This window comes from Flavobacterium hibernum, from assembly GCF_000832125.1.
Lineage (GTDB): Bacteria > Bacteroidota > Bacteroidia > Flavobacteriales > Flavobacteriaceae > Flavobacterium > Flavobacterium hibernum.
Window position 1 is genome coordinate 132305 of the sequence record NZ_JPRK01000004.1, and the last position, 18379, is coordinate 150683.

At 34.1% G+C, this 18379-nt stretch carries 30 protein-coding genes; all 30 read left to right on the forward strand.

What is annotated here, in order from left to right; all coding sequences use genetic code 11:
- The first annotated feature begins 8 nt into the window (after positions 1 to 8).
- Positions 9 to 833 (forward strand): 50S ribosomal protein L2, encoded by an 825-nt coding sequence (rplB, locus tag IW18_RS03835; protein WP_007803623.1) that lies wholly within the window; start codon positions 9 to 11, stop codon positions 831 to 833.
- Between the two features lie 6 nt (positions 834 to 839).
- Positions 840 to 1118: a 30S ribosomal protein S19 gene (rpsS, locus tag IW18_RS03840; protein ID WP_012022488.1), complete on the forward strand. Its 279-nt coding sequence runs from the start codon at positions 840 to 842 to the stop codon at positions 1116 to 1118.
- A 6-nt stretch (positions 1119 to 1124) separates the two neighbouring features.
- Entirely contained in the window at positions 1125 to 1538 is a 414-nt protein-coding gene (gene rplV / locus IW18_RS03845) for a 50S ribosomal protein L22 (protein WP_007803631.1), read from the forward strand.
- 5 nt (positions 1539 to 1543) lie between these two features.
- Complete coding sequence (rpsC, locus tag IW18_RS03850) at positions 1544 to 2305, forward strand: 30S ribosomal protein S3 (RefSeq protein ID WP_007803635.1); 762 nt, start codon at positions 1544 to 1546, stop codon at positions 2303 to 2305.
- A 19-nt stretch (positions 2306 to 2324) separates the two neighbouring features.
- A complete protein-coding gene (rplP, locus tag IW18_RS03855) occupies positions 2325 to 2750 on the forward strand; it encodes a 50S ribosomal protein L16 (RefSeq protein WP_007803637.1) in 426 nt (141 codons plus the stop codon).
- A 13-nt stretch (positions 2751 to 2763) separates the two neighbouring features.
- Positions 2764 to 2955: a 50S ribosomal protein L29 gene (gene rpmC / locus IW18_RS03860; RefSeq protein ID WP_007803639.1), complete on the forward strand. Its 192-nt coding sequence runs from the start codon at positions 2764 to 2766 to the stop codon at positions 2953 to 2955.
- 17 nt (positions 2956 to 2972) lie between these two features.
- Positions 2973 to 3233, forward strand: coding sequence for a 30S ribosomal protein S17 (gene rpsQ, locus IW18_RS03865; RefSeq protein WP_007803646.1), 261 nt, complete (start codon positions 2973 to 2975; stop codon positions 3231 to 3233).
- A 2-nt stretch (positions 3234 to 3235) separates the two neighbouring features.
- Positions 3236 to 3604, forward strand: coding sequence for a 50S ribosomal protein L14 (gene rplN, locus IW18_RS03870; RefSeq protein WP_007803649.1), 369 nt, complete (start codon positions 3236 to 3238; stop codon positions 3602 to 3604).
- An 11-nt stretch (positions 3605 to 3615) separates the two neighbouring features.
- On the forward strand, positions 3616 to 3930 hold the full coding sequence (rplX, locus tag IW18_RS03875) for a 50S ribosomal protein L24 (protein WP_007803650.1): 315 nt from the start codon (positions 3616 to 3618) through the stop codon (positions 3928 to 3930).
- Positions 3931 to 3932: 2 nt separating this feature from the next.
- Positions 3933 to 4484 (forward strand): 50S ribosomal protein L5, encoded by a 552-nt coding sequence (gene rplE, locus IW18_RS03880; protein WP_007803652.1) that lies wholly within the window; start codon positions 3933 to 3935, stop codon positions 4482 to 4484.
- A gap of 3 nt (positions 4485 to 4487) precedes the next feature.
- Positions 4488 to 4757, forward strand: a complete 270-nt coding sequence (rpsN, locus tag IW18_RS03885; protein WP_007803655.1) for a 30S ribosomal protein S14 — start codon at positions 4488 to 4490, stop codon at positions 4755 to 4757.
- A 105-nt stretch (positions 4758 to 4862) separates the two neighbouring features.
- Positions 4863 to 5261 carry a 30S ribosomal protein S8 gene (gene rpsH / locus IW18_RS03890; protein WP_017495014.1) on the forward strand — a complete coding sequence of 133 codons (399 nt, stop codon included), beginning with the start codon at positions 4863 to 4865 and terminating at the stop codon, positions 5259 to 5261.
- Positions 5262 to 5279: 18 nt separating this feature from the next.
- Positions 5280 to 5822, forward strand: a complete 543-nt coding sequence (gene rplF / locus IW18_RS03895) for a 50S ribosomal protein L6 (RefSeq protein WP_041516264.1) — start codon at positions 5280 to 5282, stop codon at positions 5820 to 5822.
- 11 nt (positions 5823 to 5833) lie between these two features.
- Complete coding sequence (gene rplR / locus IW18_RS03900; RefSeq protein WP_041516265.1) at positions 5834 to 6184, forward strand: 50S ribosomal protein L18; 351 nt, start codon at positions 5834 to 5836, stop codon at positions 6182 to 6184.
- Positions 6185 to 6187: 3 nt separating this feature from the next.
- A complete protein-coding gene (gene rpsE, locus IW18_RS03905; protein ID WP_085950926.1) occupies positions 6188 to 6712 on the forward strand; it encodes a 30S ribosomal protein S5 in 525 nt (174 codons plus the stop codon).
- 12 nt (positions 6713 to 6724) lie between these two features.
- Positions 6725 to 6907 carry a 50S ribosomal protein L30 gene (rpmD, locus tag IW18_RS03910; RefSeq protein WP_017495010.1) on the forward strand — a complete coding sequence of 61 codons (183 nt, stop codon included), beginning with the start codon at positions 6725 to 6727 and terminating at the stop codon, positions 6905 to 6907.
- 11 nt (positions 6908 to 6918) lie between these two features.
- On the forward strand, positions 6919 to 7371 hold the full coding sequence (gene rplO / locus IW18_RS03915; protein ID WP_017495009.1) for a 50S ribosomal protein L15: 453 nt from the start codon (positions 6919 to 6921) through the stop codon (positions 7369 to 7371).
- Between the two features lie 13 nt (positions 7372 to 7384).
- Positions 7385 to 8731, forward strand: a complete 1347-nt coding sequence (gene secY, locus IW18_RS03920) for a preprotein translocase subunit SecY (RefSeq protein WP_041516266.1) — start codon at positions 7385 to 7387, stop codon at positions 8729 to 8731.
- A gap of 7 nt (positions 8732 to 8738) precedes the next feature.
- A complete protein-coding gene (infA, locus tag IW18_RS03925; protein WP_007136545.1) occupies positions 8739 to 8954 on the forward strand; it encodes a translation initiation factor IF-1 in 216 nt (71 codons plus the stop codon).
- Positions 8955 to 8966: 12 nt separating this feature from the next.
- On the forward strand, positions 8967 to 9083 hold the full coding sequence (gene ykgO / locus IW18_RS22905) for a type B 50S ribosomal protein L36 (RefSeq protein ID WP_072945378.1): 117 nt from the start codon (positions 8967 to 8969) through the stop codon (positions 9081 to 9083).
- 2 nt (positions 9084 to 9085) lie between these two features.
- Positions 9086 to 9460, forward strand: coding sequence for a 30S ribosomal protein S13 (gene rpsM / locus IW18_RS03930; RefSeq protein ID WP_007803675.1), 375 nt, complete (start codon positions 9086 to 9088; stop codon positions 9458 to 9460).
- 8 nt (positions 9461 to 9468) lie between these two features.
- Positions 9469 to 9852 carry a 30S ribosomal protein S11 gene (gene rpsK, locus IW18_RS03935; RefSeq protein WP_007803677.1) on the forward strand — a complete coding sequence of 128 codons (384 nt, stop codon included), beginning with the start codon at positions 9469 to 9471 and terminating at the stop codon, positions 9850 to 9852.
- 95 nt (positions 9853 to 9947) lie between these two features.
- Positions 9948 to 10553, forward strand: a complete 606-nt coding sequence (rpsD, locus tag IW18_RS03940; RefSeq protein ID WP_026982953.1) for a 30S ribosomal protein S4 — start codon at positions 9948 to 9950, stop codon at positions 10551 to 10553.
- A gap of 21 nt (positions 10554 to 10574) precedes the next feature.
- Positions 10575 to 11567, forward strand: a complete 993-nt coding sequence (locus IW18_RS03945; protein WP_026109818.1) for a DNA-directed RNA polymerase subunit alpha — start codon at positions 10575 to 10577, stop codon at positions 11565 to 11567.
- Between the two features lie 62 nt (positions 11568 to 11629).
- A complete protein-coding gene (gene rplQ, locus IW18_RS03950; RefSeq protein ID WP_029272056.1) occupies positions 11630 to 12121 on the forward strand; it encodes a 50S ribosomal protein L17 in 492 nt (163 codons plus the stop codon).
- Positions 12122 to 12371: 250 nt separating this feature from the next.
- Positions 12372 to 13490, forward strand: a complete 1119-nt coding sequence (gene carA / locus IW18_RS03955) for a glutamine-hydrolyzing carbamoyl-phosphate synthase small subunit (protein ID WP_041516267.1) — start codon at positions 12372 to 12374, stop codon at positions 13488 to 13490.
- Positions 13491 to 13590: 100 nt separating this feature from the next.
- Complete coding sequence (eno, locus tag IW18_RS03960) at positions 13591 to 14883, forward strand: phosphopyruvate hydratase (protein ID WP_041516268.1); 1293 nt, start codon at positions 13591 to 13593, stop codon at positions 14881 to 14883.
- 155 nt (positions 14884 to 15038) lie between these two features.
- On the forward strand, positions 15039 to 16316 hold the full coding sequence (locus IW18_RS03965) for a citrate synthase (RefSeq protein WP_041516269.1): 1278 nt from the start codon (positions 15039 to 15041) through the stop codon (positions 16314 to 16316).
- A gap of 65 nt (positions 16317 to 16381) precedes the next feature.
- Entirely contained in the window at positions 16382 to 17296 is a 915-nt protein-coding gene (locus IW18_RS03970; RefSeq protein WP_041516270.1) for a dimethylarginine dimethylaminohydrolase family protein, read from the forward strand.
- A gap of 62 nt (positions 17297 to 17358) precedes the next feature.
- Complete coding sequence (gene ctlX, locus IW18_RS03975) at positions 17359 to 18294, forward strand: citrulline utilization hydrolase CtlX (protein WP_041516271.1); 936 nt, start codon at positions 17359 to 17361, stop codon at positions 18292 to 18294.
- The last annotated feature ends 85 nt before the right edge of the window (positions 18295 to 18379 follow it).

Consider the following 18379-nt stretch of genomic DNA (forward strand, 5'->3'; position numbering starts at 1 on the left):
ATAGAAAAATGTCAGTAAGAAAATTAAAACCTATTACCCCAGGTCAGCGATTTAGAGTTGTGAATGGTTATGACGCCATTACAACTGATAAGCCGGAACGCTCTTTGATAGCGCCGATAAAAAACTCTGGAGGTAGAAATAGTCAAGGAAAGATGACCATGCGTTATACGGGTGGTGGTCACAAGCAGAGATATCGTATTATTGATTTCAAAAGAACTAAAGACGGAATTCCGGCTACTGTGAAATCAATCGAATACGATCCAAATCGTACTGCATTTATCGCTTTATTAGCTTATGCTGATGGAGAGAAAACTTATGTAATTGCTCAAAACGGATTGAAAGTTGGTCAGAAATTAGTTTCTGGTCCAGAATCTCAACCTGAAATTGGTAATACATTGCCTTTAAGCAGAATTCCTTTAGGAACTGTTATCTCTTGTATTGAGTTACGTCCAGGTCAAGGTGCGGTAATCGCTCGTTCAGCTGGTACATTTGCTCAATTAATGGCAAGAGATGGAAAATATGCTACAATTAAAATGCCATCTGGTGAAACAAGATTAATCTTGTTAACTTGTTCGGCTACAATTGGAGCTGTTTCTAATTCAGATCACCAATTAGTTGTATCAGGAAAAGCTGGTAGAACAAGATGGTTAGGAAGAAGACCTAGAACAAGACCTGTTGCAATGAACCCTGTTGATCACCCAATGGGTGGTGGAGAAGGACGTTCTTCTGGTGGACATCCACGTTCAAGAAATGGAATACCAGCAAAAGGTTATAGAACTCGTTCTAAGAAAAACCCGAGTAACAAGTATATCGTAGAACGTAGAAAGAAATAATAAGATATGGCACGTTCATTAAAAAAAGGACCTTTCGTTCATTATAAGTTAGACAAGAAAGTTCAGGAAAACGTAGAAAGTGGTAAAAATAGTGTAGTAAAGACTTGGTCTAGAGCTTCTATGATTACTCCAGATTTCGTTGGACAAACTATCGCAGTTCATAACGGTCGTCAATTTGTACCAGTTTACGTAACAGAAAACATGGTAGGTCACAAATTAGGAGAATTTTCACCAACTAGATCTTTTAGAGGTCATGCTGGAGCAAAAAATAAAGGTAAAAAATAAGAAGCAATGGGAGTTCGTAAAAGAGAAACAGCAGATGCGAGAAAAGAGGCTAATAAGTCTATTGCTTTCGCAAAATTGAATAACTGCCCTACTTCACCTAGAAAAATGCGCTTAGTAGCGGACTTGGTAAGAGGTCAGAAGGTAGAAAGAGCACTTAACATCTTAAGATTTAGTTCTAAAGAGGCTTCAAGAAAATTAGAAAAACTATTATTATCTGCAATCAACAACTGGGAGCAAAAAAATAGTGAAGGTAATTTAGAAGAAGCTGGATTATTTGTTAAGGAGATCAGAGTAGATGGTGGAATGATGTTGAAAAGACTTCGTCCAGCTCCACAAGGTCGTGCACACAGAATAAGAAAACGTTCTAATCACGTTACAATCGTGCTTGGAGCTATCAATAACACACAAAGCAATTCTTAAGCAGCATGGGACAAAAGACAAATCCAATTGGAAATAGACTTGGTATCATCAGAGGGTGGGACTCAAACTGGTATGGTGGAAATGATTACGGTGATAAACTTGCCGAAGATCACAAAATCAGAAAGTATATCCACGCTCGTTTATCAAAAGCTAGTGTATCAAAAGTAATCATCGAGAGAACTTTGAAACTTGTAACCGTTACTATCACTACTGCTAGACCTGGTATTATTATCGGAAAAGGTGGACAAGAGGTAGACAAGTTAAAAGAAGAACTTAAGAAAGTTACTGACAAAGAGGTTCAAATCAATATCTTTGAAATTAAAAGACCTGAGTTAGATGCTTATCTTGTGGCGACAAGCATCGCTCGTCAAATCGAAAGCCGTATCTCTTACAGACGTGCAATTAAGATGGCTATTGCAGCTTCTATGCGTATGAATGCAGAAGGTATTAAAGTTTTGATTTCTGGTCGTTTGAATGGTGCTGAAATGGCACGTTCAGAAGGTTTCAAAGAAGGTAGAATTCCTCTATCAACTTTCAGAGCTGATATTGATTATGCTTTGGCTGAAGCTCACACTACTTACGGTAGAATGGGTATCAAAGTATGGATCATGAAAGGTGAAGTTTATGGAAAGAGAGATCTTTCTCCACTTGCAGGAATGGATAAAAAACAATCTGGAACTGGTGGTGGTAAAGGTGGAGATTCTCCGAGAGGAGACAGAAAACCTTTTAATAAAGGTGGTAAACCAGACGCTCGTAAAAGAAAGTAAATTTTTAAACTAAAGAAAAATGTTACAGCCTAAAAGAACAAAATACCGTAAGGTACAAAAAGGTAAAATGAAAGGTAACTCTCAAAGAGGGCATGAACTTTCTAATGGAATGTTTGGTATTAAATCTGTACATGAAGATGGAATGTTCTTAACTTCTCGTCAAATCGAAGCTGCGCGTATTGCTGCAACTCGTTTCATGAAGAGAGAGGGACAATTATGGATCAAAATATTTCCAGACAAACCAATTACTAAGAAGCCTCTTGAGGTACGTATGGGTAAAGGTAAAGGTGCCGTTGAATATTGGGCTGCCGTTGTTAAACCCGGAAGAATTATGTTTGAAGTTGGAGGAGTTCCTTTATCAGTTGCAAAAGAGGCTTTACGTCTTGCAGCTCAAAAGCTTCCAGTAAAAACTAAATTCGTCGTTGCTAGAGATTTCGAAGCATAATTAAATTTATATTATGAAACAATCAGAAATAAAAGATCTTTCTGCAGCGGAGTTGCAAGAAAAACTTAGTCAAACTAAGAAAATATATGCTGACCTAAAAATGGCTCACGCTATTTCTCCAATTGAGAACCCACTTCAAATTAGAAGTGTAAGAAGAACAGTTGCAAGATTGGCTACAGAGTTAACTAAAAGAGAGTTACAATAATTGTATTCTGCTGAAAGATGGAAGAAAAAAGAAATTTAAGAAAAGAAAGAATAGGTGTTGTTACTTCAAATAAAATGGATAAGTCTATTGTTATTGCTGAAGTAAGAAAAGTAAAACACCCATTATACGGTAAGTTCGTGTTGAAAACAAAGAAATACGTTGCACACGACGAAACAAACGACTGTAACATTGGAGATACTGTAAGAATTAGCGAAACGCGTCCTTTAAGTAAAACAAAATGTTGGAGATTAGTTGAAATCTTAGAAAGAGCTAAATAATTATGGTACAACAGGAATCAAGACTAAAAGTAGCAGATAACACGGGAGCAAAAGAAGTTTTAACTATCCGTGTTTTAGGAGGTACCAAAAGAAGGTATGCCTCTGTTGGTGACAAGATTGTAGTATCTATTAAAGATGCAACTCCTAACGGTAACGTTAAAAAAGGAGCTGTTTCAACTGCAGTTGTTGTACGTACCAAAAAAGAAGTGAGAAGAGCTGATGGTTCTTATATCCGTTTCGATGATAATGCATGTGTTCTTTTGAACGCTGCAGGGGAAATGAGAGGAACTCGTGTTTTTGGTCCGGTAGCAAGAGAACTTCGTGAAAAACAATTCATGAAAATTGTATCATTAGCACCAGAAGTGCTTTAATTCGTTTTAAGATGATAAAGCTAAAAATAAAATCAGGAGATATCGTAAGAGTTATTGCTGGAGACCATAAAGGTGCTGAAGGTAAAGTTTTACGTGTTTACCGTGAGAAAAATAAAGCGATAGTTGAAGGTGTAAACATGGTTTCGAAACATACAAAACCAAGTGCTAAAAACCCTCAAGGTGGTATCGTTAAGAAAGAAGCTTCTATACAAATATCTAACATTTCACTAATTGATCCTAAAACTAAGGAAACAACTAGAGTTGGTATTAGAGTAGAAGGAGATAAGAAAGTAAGATTTTCAAAAAAATCTAATCAAGTACTATAGTAATGGCATATACACCTAGACTAAAAGAAGAATATAAGAGTAGAGTAATCTCTGCTCTTAAAGAAGAATTCGGATATACAAACGTGATGCAAGTTCCTAAACTTGAAAAAATCGTTTTGAGCCGTGGAGTTGGTGCAGCTGTATCTGATAAAAAACTTATTGACTATGCTGTTGATGAGTTAACAAAGATCACTGGACAAAAAGCAGTATCTACAATTTCAAAGAAAGACGTTGCGTCTTTTAAATTGAGAAAAGGGATGCCTATTGGAGCAAAAGTTACTTTACGTGGCGAAAGAATGTATGAGTTTTTAGATAGGCTTGTTACTTCTGCTTTGCCACGCGTTAGAGATTTTAGTGGTATCAAAGCTACTGGTTTCGACGGAAGAGGTAATTACAATCTTGGAGTTTTAGAGCAAATCATTTTCCCAGAAATTGATATTGACAAAGTAAACAAAATTTCAGGAATGGATATTACATTTGTTACTACTGCAAAAACAGACAAGGAAGCAAAGTCATTATTGGCTGAATTAGGATTACCTTTTAAAAAGAATTAAGACATGGCTAAAGAATCAATGAAAGCCCGTGAGGTGAAAAGAGAGAAAACGGTAGCTAAGTATGCTGAGAAAAGAAAAGCTTTAAAAGAAGCTGGAGATTTCGAAGGTTTACAAAAATTACCTAAAAATGCTTCACCAGTTCGTTTACACAATCGTTGTAAATTAACAGGTAGACCAAGAGGTTATATCCGTCAATTCGGTATTTCACGTGTAACTTTCCGTGAGATGGCTAATAATGGATTAATTCCTGGAGTTAAAAAGGCGTCTTGGTAATCTCGTAATAAGTTATTACTTTTGCAAACCAAAAAATAATTTTTAATTGATTAAAGGTTCGGGAGACGAGTGTCTCCCGAAAACCATAATCGCAATCAAATACATATGTATACAGATCCTATTGCAGATTATTTGACTAGAGTTCGTAACGCTGTGGCTGCAAACCACAAAGTTGTTGAAATTCCAGCTTCTAATCTAAAAAAAGAAATAACTAAGATCTTATTTGATCAAGGTTATATCTTAAGTTACAAATTTGAGGATAACTCTGTTCAGGGTTCAATCAAAATTGCTTTGAAGTATGATAAAGATACTAAAGAGCCTGTAATTAAAGATATCCAAAGAATTAGTAAACCTGGTTTGCGTAAATATGCAGGTGCTGCCAAATTACCAAGAATCCTTAACGGATTAGGAATTGCTATTGTTTCAACTTCAAAAGGTCTTATGACTGGAAAACAAGCGAAACAATTAAATGTAGGTGGTGAAGTAATTTGTTACGTATACTAATTTTAAAGACTAAATAAGATGTCAAGAATAGGTAAAAGCCCAATTGTAGTCCCTGCTGGCGTAACTGTAGAAGTTAAAGACGGTATTATTACAGTAAAAGGAAAAAAAGGTCAACTTACTCAGGAGTTTTCGGACGTAACTGTAAAAGTTGAAGGCGATCAAGTACAAGTAGAGAGATCGTCTGATCATAAAGACCAAAGAGCAAAACACGGATTATACAGATCATTAATCAATAATATGATTGTTGGTGTAAATGAAGGTTTTACAAAAGAACTAGAATTAGTTGGAGTTGGTTATAGAGCTTCAAACCAAGGTCAAAAGTTAGATTTAGCACTTGGATATTCTCACAATATTGTTTTAGAAATTGCTCCAGAAGTAGCTTTAGAAACAATATCTGAAAAAGGTAAAAACCCTATCGTAAAATTAACATCATTTGACAAACAACTTTTAGGACAGGTTGCTGCGAAAATCAGAGGTTTCCGTAAGCCTGAGCCATATAAAGGAAAAGGTGTTAAATTTGTGGGTGAAGTATTAAGAAGAAAAGCAGGTAAATCAGCTTAAAAAATAAGATTATGTCATTAACAAAATCTGATAGAAGACAGAGAATTAGATTCAGAATTAGAAAATCGATTAGTGGTACTGCTACTAACCCAAGACTATCTGTATTTAGAAGTAACAAAGAAATTTACGCTCAAATTATTGATGATGTAAATGGAGTTACTTTATTAGCTGCATCTTCAAGAGAAAAAGAAATAGGAAAAGGTACTAACGTTGAAATCGCTGCTGCTGTTGGAAAATTAGTTGCAGAGAAAGCGTTAAAAGCTGGGATCGAAACCATCACTTTTGATAGAGGTGGATATTTGTATCACGGTCGTATTAAATCATTAGCAGAAGGCGCAAGAGCGGCTGGACTTAAATTCTAATATATTATGTCTAAATACAAAAATGTAGAATTGGTAAAACCAAGTGGTCTTGAACTTAAAGATCGTCTGGTAAGTGTTAATCGTGTTACTAAAGTTACAAAAGGTGGTAGAGCTTTCGGTTTTTCTGCTATTGTAGTTGTAGGTGATGAAAACGGAGTAGTTGGTCATGGATTAGGAAAATCTAAAGACGTTTCTGAAGCAATTGCGAAAGCAGTAGAAGATGCTAAGAAAAATTTAGTAAAAATTCCTTTGAATGGTCAATCAGTTCCTCACGAACAAAAAGGTAAATTTGGTGGTGCGCGTGTTTTCTTAATTCCTGCTTCTCATGGTACAGGAGTTATTGCTGGTGGAGCTGTTCGTTCAGTTCTTGAATCAGTTGGTATTCACGATGTATTGTCAAAATCTCAAGGATCATCAAATCCTCATAACGTAGTGAAAGCAACTTTTGATGCTTTATTACAAATGAGAAGCGCTCATACTGTTGCAAAACAAAGAGGTGTTTCTTTAGAAAAAGTTTTTAAAGGTTAATTCAAGGAAATTATGGCTAAATTATTAGTAAAACAAGTAAGAAGCAAAATCAACTGTCCTCTTTCTCAAAAGAGAGGTTTGGAAGCTTTAGGTCTACGTAAAATGGGACAAGTTGTAGAGCATGATTCAAATCCTGCTATCCTTGGTATGATAAACAAAGTTAAACACTTAGTTTCTGTCGAAGAAGCTAAATAACAAATACTGTTATGAATTTAAGTAACTTACAACCAGCTGAAGGGTCAACACACAATCAAAATAAAAGATTAGGTAGAGGAGAAGGTTCTGGAAAAGGTGGTACTTCTGCAAGAGGTCACAAAGGAGCAAAATCTCGTTCTGGTTATTCTAAAAAGATTGGTTTTGAGGGAGGGCAAATGCCACTTCAAAGACGTGTGCCTAAGTTTGGTTTCACAAACATCAATCGTAAAGAATACGAAGGTGTTAATTTAGATACGCTTCAATTATTAGTAGATAATGGTGTGATTACTGATTCTGTTTCTATGACAGATTTCGTAGCAAATCGTCTAGCTACCAAAAATGAAATCGTTAAGATTTTAGGTAGAGGAGAATTGAAAGCAAAATTAAAAGTAACTGCCCACAAATTTACTGCTACTGCAAAAGCTGCTATTGAGGCTGCTGGTGGAGAAGCTGTAACTATATAACTTATCTACTAAGATGAAGAAATTTATTGAATCAATAAGTAATGTTTGGAAAATCGAAGAACTGAAAAATAGAATCTTAATTACATTAGGATTGCTTTTAGTATATCGTTTTGGTGCACATGTAACGCTACCTGGAATTGACGCAACTCAATTAACAGGTTTGGCGGGACAAACTAAACAAGGTTTAGGGTCTATCCTGGACATGTTTACAGGAGGTGCTTTCTCTAAAGCTTCAGTTTTTGCTTTAGGTATTATGCCTTATATTTCTGCATCTATTGTTGTTCAGTTAATGGGAATTGCGATTCCTTATTTGCAAAAGCTTCAAAACGATGGAGAGAGTGGTAGAAAAAAGATTAATCAAATCACTCGTTGGTTGACTATAGCTATTACACTGGTTCAAGGTCCAACTTATATCTATAATTTATACAGAACATTACCTGGTAGTGCATTCTTACTAGGTTTTAATTCTCCTGAATTTTTATTCTCTTCTGTTATTATTTTGGTTACAGGTACAATTTTTGCTATGTGGCTTGGAGAGAAAATTACGGATAAAGGTATTGGAAATGGAATTTCATTATTGATTATGGTTGGTATTTTGGCAAGATTACCTCAAGCATTTATGCAAGAGTTCTCTTCTAGAGTTACCAATAACAATGGTGGTCCAATGTTATTAGTTATTGAAATTATTGTGTGGTTATTAGTTATCATTTCTTGTGTATTGCTTACAATGGCAGTACGTAGAATTCCTGTTCAATACGCTCGTCGTACGACAACAGGTGATTACGAGCAAGATTTGGCAGGTGGTAATAGACAGTGGATTCCTTTAAAGCTTAATGCTTCTGGAGTTATGCCAATCATTTTTGCGCAAGCAATTATGTTTATCCCTGCAGCTGTAGCTGGATTGTCTAAATCAGATACATCACAATCTATTGTTGGTGCTTTTAGTAATATGTTTGGTTTTTGGTATAATTTTGTATTCGCAACTTTAATTATTGTGTTTACATTTTTCTATACTGCGATCACTGTACCTACTAACAAAATGGCCGATGATTTAAAAAGAAGTGGTGGTTTTATTCCTGGTATTCGTCCGGGAGCTGAAACTTCTGACTTCTTAGATAAAGTGATGTCTTTAATAACTTTCCCAGGATCTTTATTCCTTGCTTTGATTGCTGTGTTCCCAGCCATTGTTGTAAGTATTATGGATGTACAACAATCTTGGGCAATGTTTTTTGGAGGTACCTCATTAATAATTATGGTTGGTGTTGCAATAGATACTATTCAACAAATCAATTCATACTTGTTAAACAAACATTATGATGGTTTAATGAAGACTGGTAAAAATAGAAAAGCGGTAGCTTAATATATTTATGGCAAAACAATCAGCAATAGAACAAGACGGATCAATCATTGAAGCATTATCAAATGCGATGTTCCGTGTAGAGTTAGAAAATGGACATATCGTAATTGCTCATATTTCTGGTAAAATGCGTATGCATTACATCAAATTATTACCTGGTGATAAAGTGAAACTAGAAATGAGTCCTTATGATTTGTCAAAAGCAAGAATTACTTATCGATATTAAAGGATATTCACTATGAAAGTTAGAGCATCAGTAAAAAAGAGAAGTCCCGAGTGCATCATTGTGCGTAGAAAAGGGAGATTGTACGTAATAAACAAAAAGAATCCTAGATTTAAACAAAGACAAGGATAATTATGGCAAGAATAGCAGGGGTAGATATCCCAAAAAATAAAAGAGGTGTTATAGCACTTACCTATATCTTTGGATTAGGAAGAAGTAGAGCTATTGAGATTTTAGAAAAAGCTCAAGTTAGCCAAGATAAAAAAGTTCAAGATTGGAATGATGATGAGATCGGAGCAATTCGTGATGCAGTTTCGTTTTACAAAATTGAAGGAGAATTACGTTCTGAAGTTTCTTTAAACATCAAACGTTTGATGGATATTGGTTGTTACAGAGGTATTCGTCATAGATCTGGTCTTCCGTTAAGAGGACAAAGAACTAAAAACAACTCTAGAACAAGAAAAGGTAAAAGAAAAACTGTTGCTAACAAGAAAAAAGCAACTAAATAATAAGTAATATGGCTAAAGCAACTGCAAAAAAACGTAAAGTTATCGTTGAATCAACGGGAGAAGCTCATATTTCTGCTACCTTCAATAACATCATCATTTCTTTGACTAACAAAAAAGGTGAAGTTATTTCTTGGTCTTCAGCTGGTAAAATGGGTTTTAGAGGTTCTAAAAAGAATACTCCATACGCAGCCCAAATGGCAGCAGAAGATTGTAGTAAAGTAGCTCTTGAGGCTGGACTTAAAAAAGTGAAAGTTTATGTAAAAGGACCAGGAAACGGACGTGAGTCTGCTATCCGTTCTATTCATAACGGTGGAATTGAAGTTACTGAGATTATCGATGTTACTCCAATGCCTCACAACGGATGTCGTCCTCCAAAAAGACGTAGAGTTTAATTTTATTTATTTATAGTATAAACAAGGTAGAATATAGATTATCGAAGGATTTGACCTGAATTCATAATCTCTACCTTAAATTTAATTTTTTAGAAATGGCAAGATATACTGGTCCAAAAACTAGAATTGCTCGTAAATTTGGCGAAGCAATCTTCGGAGATGATAAATCTTTCGAAAAAAGAAATTACCCACCTGGACAACACGGGATGGCTAAAAAAAGAGGTAAAAAATCTGAGTATGCTGTTCAGTTAATGGAAAAGCAAAAAGCTAAATATTCTTACGGAATTTTAGAAAAACAATTCAGAAATTTATTCAAAAAAGCATCAGCTACTAAAGGTGTTACTGGTGAAGTTCTTTTACAATTATGTGAAGCAAGATTAGATAACGTTGTTTTTAGAATGGGTATTGCTCCTTCTAGAAGAGGTGCTAGACAATTAGTTTCTCACAGACACGTTACTGTAAATGGTGAAGTTGTAAATATCGCTTCTTACCACCTTAAGCCTGGTGATAAAGTTGCAGTTCGTGAAAAATCTAAATCTTTAGAAGCTATCGAACGTTCTTTATCAAATTCAAGTCATGTTTATGAATGGATTACTTGGAATAATGATCTTAAAGAAGGAACTTTCGTTTCTGTACCTGCAAGACTTCAAATTCCAGAAAACATTAAAGAACAATTAATCGTAGAGTTGTACAACAAATAATAATTGACTTAGTCGAAATTTATGGCAATATTTAATTTTCAAAAGCCCGATAAAGTTATCATGATCGATTCAACCGATTTTGAAGGTAAATTCGAATTTAGACCTTTAGAACCTGGTTATGGATTGACAGTTGGTAATGCACTTAGAAGAGTTTTGCTTTCAGCATTAGAAGGTTATGCAATTACATCTGTTCGTATCGAAGGTGTAGATCATGAGTTTTCTACTATTTCAGGTGTTGTTGAAGATGTTACCGAAATTATCCTTAATCTAAAACAAGTACGTTTTAAACGTCAAATTGAAGATATCGATAATGAAGCAGTTACAATTTCTGTTTCTGGTAAAGATCAACTAACAGCAGGTGATTTTCAAAAATTTATTTCAGGTTTCCAAGTTCTGAACCCAGACCTTGTTATCTGTAATTTAGATTCTAAAATCAAATTGAACTTCGATTTAACAATCGAAAAAGGTAGAGGATATGTTCCTGCTGAGGAGAACAAAAAACAGAATGCTGCAATTGGTACCATTTTTACAGACTCTATTTTTACTCCGGTAAAAAATGTAAAATATGCAATTGAAAACTTCCGTGTTGAGCAAAAAACAGATTATGAAAAATTAGTTTTTGAAATTAAAACTGATGGATCTATTAATCCAAAAGATGCTCTTACTGAAGCTGCTAAAGTTTTAATTCACCACTTCATGTTATTTTCTGACGAAAGAATTACACTCGAGGCTGACGAAATTGCACAAACAGAATCGTATGATGAAGAGTCATTGCATATGAGACAATTGCTTAAAACTAAGCTTGTTGATATGGATTTATCTGTGAGAGCATTAAATTGCTTGAAAGCGGCTGAAGTTGATACACTTGGTGATTTAGTATCGTTCAATAAAAATGACCTAATGAAATTCCGTAATTTCGGTAAAAAATCTTTAACTGAACTTGATGAACTTGTTGCAGTGAAGAATTTAACTTTCGGAATGGATTTAGCTAAATACAAATTAGATAAAGAATAATTTACTTCATATTTTGCTCTCCATGGTGGATTGTAGCAAGATGAAGATAAAAAAAACACGTCATGAGACACGGAAAAAAATTCAACCACTTAAGCAGACAGACTGGACATAGAAAAGCTATGTTAGCTAATATGGCTTGTTCTCTTATCGAGCACAAACGTATTAACACTACTGTTGCTAAAGCTAAAGCGCTTAAACAATTCGTTGAGCCTTTAATTACAAAATCAAAAGAAGATACGACTCACAACCGTCGTATTGTTTTTGCTTACTTACGTAGTAAATATGCTGTAACTGATTTGTTCAGAGACGTAGCTGCTAAAGTTGGTGACCGTCCAGGTGGATACACTCGTATCATTAAAGTTGGAAATCGTTTGGGAGATAATGCTGATATGGCAATGATCGAACTTGTAGATTTCAATGAACTTTACAATGGAGGTAAAAAAGAAGTTAAAAAAGCTAAAAGCCGTCGTGGTGGTAAAGCAAAAAAAGCTGAGGAGACTACTCCAGAAGCTCCTGCTGCTGAATCAGAATCGACTACTGAAGCTTCTGAGTAATTATGAAAGTAATGATTCTATAGAAATCAAGGATAAACTAGTTTTTAGTTTATCCTTTTTTTTTGATTTTTTTTAAAGTTTGAAATATAACTTATTTCGAGAGTGAGGTTTTAATTTTATTAATGAAATTTTTAAAAAATCTTGGAAGCACTCTTTTAAAGAAGTAAATTTGCAAAAATATCTAATTACAAATGAAAGTTGTACTACGACTTTCATGACACAATTAAAAAACAACAATACAAATTAAAGAATGAAATATACTACACGACAAAGCGCCATTTTATTACTTAGTGATGGAACTATTTTTCACGGAAAATCTATCGGAATTAGCGGTAAAACTTTCGGAGAAGTTTGTTTTAATACTGGTATGACAGGATATCAGGAGATTTTTACAGATCCTTCTTATTTTGGTCAAATCATGGTGGCTACTAATACGCACATTGGAAATTATGGTGTAAATGATTTAGAAATTGAATCTGATAGTATTAAAATTGCTGGTTTAGTTTGTAAAAACTTCAGTTTTAATTATTCTAGAGAAGATGCTTCTGGAAGTTTGGAAGATTATTTTGTAAAACAAAATTTGATCTGTATTTCTGATGTTGATACACGTGCGCTTGTTAGCTATATTCGAGATAATGGTGCGATGAATGCTGTTATTTGTACTGATGGAACTTCTATAGAAGATCTGAAAAAAGAATTGGCAGATGTTCCGAATATGGAAGGTTTGGAATTAGCATCAAAAGTATCAACTACTGAACCTTATTTTTTTGGTGATGAGAATGCCACTTATAAAATCTCTGCTTTAGATCTTGGGATTAAAAAGAATATTCTAAGAAATCTTGCTAAAAGAGATTGCTATATTAAAGTGTATCCATATAACTCAACTTATAAGGATTTAGCGGAGTTTAATCCAGATGGATATTTCTTGTCTAATGGGCCTGGAGATCCTGACCCGCTTTTTGGGGCTATTGAAGTAGCAAAAGAAATTTTGGCAAATGATAAGCCTTTATTTGGAATTTGTTTAGGGCATCAAGTAATTGCTTTGGCAAATGGTGTTCAGACTTATAAAATGTTTAACGGACATAGAGGTATAAATCATCCTGTGAAAAATCTTATTACTGGAAAAGGTGAAATTACTTCTCAAAATCATGGTTTTGCTGTAAATAAAGAGCAATTAGATAACCATGCAGATTTAGAAATTACACATTTGCATTTAAATGACGGAACAGTTGCGGGTATGCGAATGAAAAATAAGAATTGTTTTTCAGTGCAATACCATCCAGAAGCAAGTCCTGGTCCTCACGATTCATCTTATTTGTTTGACCAGTTTGTTGAGAATATAAAATTAGCTGCGGCTAAAACGATATAGTTAATAAATAAAGGTCTTTAATGGTTAAAATGCATTTTTTCTATTAAAAATTTTTATAATTTCGAAAAAAAATATAATTTATTAATAAAAAACAAAAATAATGAGTATTATAATTAAAGTTCACGCAAGACAAATTCTTGATTCTAGAGGTAATCCTACTATTGAAGTTGATGTAGTAACTGAAAATGGAGTTTTAGGTAGAGCTGCTGTTCCATCTGGAGCATCAACTGGAGAGCATGAAGCTGTTGAATTACGTGATGGAGGTAAAGCTTATCTTGGAAAAGGAGTTTTGAATGCAGTGAATAATGTAAATACTGTTATTGCTGAAGAATTAGTTGGAACTTCTGTTTTTGAACAAAATACTATTGATCAATTAATGATCGATTTAGACGGAACTCCAAATAAATCAAAATTAGGAGCTAATGCTATTTTAGGAGTTTCATTAGCTGCTGCAAAAGCTGCTGCTAACGAACTTGGATTACCTTTATACAGATACGTTGGTGGTGTTTCTGCTAACACATTGCCTGTTCCTATGATGAATATCATCAACGGAGGTTCTCACTCAGATGCACCTATTGCATTTCAAGAGTTTATGATTTTCCCTGTAAAAGCGACTTCATTTACACATGCTATGCAAATGGGAACTGAAATTTTCCACAGCTTGAAGAAAGTTTTGCATGATAGAGGTTTAAGTACTGCTGTTGGAGACGAAGGAGGTTTTGCTCCAAACTTAGCAGGTGGTACTGAAGATGCTTTAGATACTATCAAATTAGCGGTTGAAAAAGCTGGATATACTTTCGGTGATGAAATTATGATTGCTCTTGACTGTGCTGCTTCTGAATTTTATGTAAACGGAAAATACGATTACACTAAATTTGAAGGTGAAACTGGAAAAATCAGAACTTCTGAAGAGCAAGCTGATTATTTAGCTGAACTTGCTGCTAAATACCCAATTATCTCTATTGAAGATGGAATGTATGAAGATGACTGGAATGGGTGGAAATACTTAACAGATAAAATTGGAGATAAAGTTCAATTAGTAGGTGATGATTTATTTGTTACTAATGTTGAGCGTTTATCAACTGGAATTGAAAAAGGAATTGCAAATTCAATTTTGGTAAAAGTAAATCAAATTGGAACTTTAACAGAAACAATTGCAGCTGTAAATATGGCTAAAAATGCTGGTTATACTTCAGTAATGTCTCACCGTTCAGGAGAGACTGAAGATACTACTATCGCCGATTTAGCAGTAGCTTTAAACTGTGGTCAAATTAAAACAGGATCTGCTTCTCGTTCTGATCGTATGGCAAAATACAATCAATTATTAAGAATTGAAGAAGAGTTAGGAAGTACAGCTTATTTTCCTGGATTAAACGCTTTCAAGATTAAATAATTGTAAGAGATATGTCTTAAAATTAAACCATTCGCCTTTGCGGATGGTTTTTTTTTGGAGTTTTAACAAATTCATAGCAGTATTCTTTTTTTAATTAGTCTTAAATTCCTTAGATTTGATAAATTATTATTTTAAAGATTTATTTCCGATATATTATGTCAAAAATAGCTACATTAGAAGTAGATGGTAAAAAAATTGAACTACCTGTAATTACAGGAAGCGAAAATGAATCTGCTGTCGATATTAACAAATTACGTGATTTAACTGGTTTTATTACTCTTGATCCAGGATATAAAAATTCTGGTTCTTGTAAAAGTGAGATCACTTTCTTAGATGGAGAATTAGGGATTTTGCGTTACAGAGGATATTCAATCGAAGATTTAGCTGAAAAGGCTAATTTTTTAGAAGTATCTTATCTTTTGATTTTTGGTGAATTGCCAACTGCAAAAGAACTGGAGCAATTTGAAAATGGTATTAAAAAACATACTTTGGTTAACGAAGAGATGAAAAATATCATTGATGGTTTTCCAAAAACAGCGCACCCAATGGGTGTATTATCAGCTCTAACAAGTGCTTTAACAGCATTTAATCCAAAAGCTGTAAATGTTGAAAATGAAAAAGAAATGTACGAGGCCATTTGCAAAACAATGGGTAAATTTCTTGTAATTGCTACATGGACTTATAGAAAATCTATGGGTTATCCATTAAACTATTATGATAATACACAAGGATACGTAGAGAACTTTATGCAATTAATGTTTAAATTGCCTACAGGGCCTTATTCTGCAAATCCAATTATTGTGGATGCATTAGATAAATTATTTATTCTACATGCAGATCACGAGCAAAACTGTTCTACATCTACAGTAAGAATGGTTGGTTCGTCTCATGCAGGTTTATTCGCTTCAATTTCTGCTGGAGTTTCTGCTCTTTGGGGGCCGCTTCACGGAGGTGCAAATCAAGCGGTACTTGAAATGTTGGAAGAAATAAATAAAGATGGTGGTGATACTGATAAATTTTTAGCAAAAGCTAAAGATAAAAATGATCCATTCCGTTTAATGGGATTTGGTCATAGGGTTTATAAAAACTTCGATCCAAGAGCTAGAATTATAAAAAAGGCAGCTAAAGAAGTTTTAGAAACTTTAGGTGTAGATGATCCAATTTTAGAAATTGCAAAAAAACTAGAATCGGCAGCTCTTGAAGATGAATACTTCAAATCAAGAAACTTATATCCAAACGTAGATTTTTATTCTGGAATTATTTACAGAGCATTAGGAATTCCTACAGATATGTTTACAGTAATGTTTGCTATTGGAAGATTGCCAGGTTGGATTGCGCAATGGAAAGAAATGCGTGAAAATAAAGAACCAATTGGTAGACCAAGACAAATTTATACTGGACACCCGCTGAGAGACTTTAAGTCGAACAAATAAAAACATTTTAAAGCTTCACTTAACTGTGAAGCTTTTTTTATCTTTGCTCAAAATATAATAGAGTTATGTTGCAATTAAATATAAAGAACGAAACGTCAAGACTTCGGGCTGTGGTTTTGGGTTCAGCTGTTCATAATGGGCCGACTCCATCGCTAGATGAAGCCTACGATCCAAAATCATTGGAGCATATTAAAGCAGGAACTTATCCTGTAGAAAAAGATATGGTTGCTGAAATGGAAGCTTTTAATGCCGTTTTTCAAAAATATAATGTAACTGTTTATCGTCCGGAAATGATTGAGAATTACAATCAAATTTTTGCGAGAGATATTGGTTTTGTAATTGATGATACTTTTATTAAATCAAATATTTTACCTGATAGAGAGCGTGAGTTAGATGCTATTCAGTATATAATTGATCAGATAGATCCATTGAAAGTTGTTCGTCCGCCAGAGGAAGTTCATATTGAGGGAGGAGATGTTATGCTTTGGAATGACCATGTTTTTGTAGGGACTTATAAAGGAAGTGATTATAAAGATTACATTACAGCAAGAACTAACATGCATGGTGTGAATTTTATTAAAGAACTGTTCCCAAATAAAATTGTAAAAGAATTTGATTTGGTAAAATCTAAATTAGAAGCCCGCGACAATGCTCTACATCTAGATTGTTGTTTTCAGCCTGTTGGAAAAGATAAAGGAATAATTTATAAGAGAGGTTTTAGAGAAGAAGCTGATTATACTTATTTAGTAAATCTTTTTGGAAAAGAAAATTTATTCCACATCGAAAGAAATGAAATGTATAATATGTTTTCTAATGTTTTTTCGATAGATGAAAATGTTGTGGTATCGGAGAAAAATTTTACCCGATTAAACAACTGGCTTCGTGCAAACGGTTTTATTGTTGAAGAAATTCCTTATGCCGAAATTGCAAAGCAAGAAGGATTGTTAAGATGTTCGACGCTTCCGTTAATTAGAGACTAAAAATAGTTTTAAGTGTAAAGTTTAACTTTTTTAAACTTGAATTTAAAAGAATAAAATATAAAATGAGACAAACAACAAATGCAATCTTAATGATTAGGCCAGTTGCTTTCAGGATGAATGAGCAAACTGCCGTGAATAATTATTACCAAAAAGTATTAGACGGACTTTTGCCAAGTACAGTTAACGCAAAAGCGCAACAAGAATTTGATGTTTTTGTGGAGAAATTGAGAGCTGTTGGGGTTGATGTTACCGTTGTAGATGATACTTTGGAGACCGATACTCCAGATAGTATTTTTCCAAACAATTGGGTTTCGTTTCACGAAAACGGAGATGTGGCTTTGTATCCAATGTTTGCAGAGAATCGTCGTCAGGAGCGTCGTGAAGATATTTTGGATATCCTGGAAGAAAAAGGTTTTCAGATTTCTAATATAATGGATTATACATCTGCAGAAGATGATGGATTCTTTTTAGAAGGAACAGGAAGCTTGCTTTTAGATAGAGCAAATGCTAAAGCATATTGCGCTTTATCGCCGAGAGCAGATGAAGAATTATTCATCGAATTTTGTGAAGATTTCGATTATGCTCCAGTAATCTTTGAAGCTTTTCAGACTGTTGATGGAGAACGTAAATTAATATATCATACAAATGTCATGATGTGTCTAGGAGAAACTTTTGCGGTTATCTGTGCAGATTCTATTGATGATAAGAAAGAGCGTAAAATGGTTCTTGAAAATCTAAAAGCAGATAAGAAAGAAGTAATTTTGATTACCGAAGCACAAGTTAATAATTTTGCCGGTAATATGTTAGAGATTCGTGGCGCTAACGATAAAAAGTTTATTGTCATGAGTGCGTCGGCACATCAGAGTTTGACTCCAAAACAAATCGCTCAATTAGAGAATCATGCCGAAATTTTAAGTTCTAGTTTAGATACTATTGAAGCTTGTGGTGGAGGAAGTGCAAGGTGTATGATGGCTGAAGTGTTTTTGCCAAGAAACTAAAATTATAATTTGTAAAAAACGCAAAATTCCAAATTCCAAATTCTGAATAGTACAGTTTGGAATTTGGAATTTTGCGTTTTTTACA